The organism is Bacillus cereus group sp. Bce019 (genome assembly GCF_051781745.1).
GTDB lineage: Bacteria > Bacillota > Bacilli > Bacillales > Bacillaceae_G > Bacillus_A > Bacillus_A cereus.
Map to the genome: position 1 here is coordinate 1 of NZ_JBPWJX010000194.1, position 262 is coordinate 262.

Below are 262 nucleotides of genomic sequence, written 5' to 3' on the forward strand. Positions count from 1 at the left end.
GTGTGTGCACTGCAAGCTGAAGGGCACCAGGTAGGTGCCCAGAAGCTTCGCATGCTCACGGTAGGCCAACAGGTCTTGGGCCAGTTGGCGGGCGGGCCCGTCGTGTTCGGCCAGCCGCTCGATGGTGGCGGCGGCGGTGCTGGGCTTGCCGGTGGCGGTAGCGGGCAGGTCCGCGCCCAGCGCAATGAAGGCTTGGCCCAGCTCGGTGTTGCTGCCCGGGTCATCCACGCCGTGGGCCTTCAACGCGTCGGCCCACTTGTCG

At 69.1% G+C, this 262-nt stretch carries 1 protein-coding gene; it reads right to left on the reverse strand.

The annotated features are described in order from the left end of the window. A partial coding sequence (locus tag ACS2QP_RS27975) for a hypothetical protein (RefSeq protein ID WP_438883099.1) occupies positions 1 to 243 on the reverse strand: 243 nt, incomplete at its 3' end. Between the last annotated feature and the right edge of the window lie 19 nt (positions 244 to 262).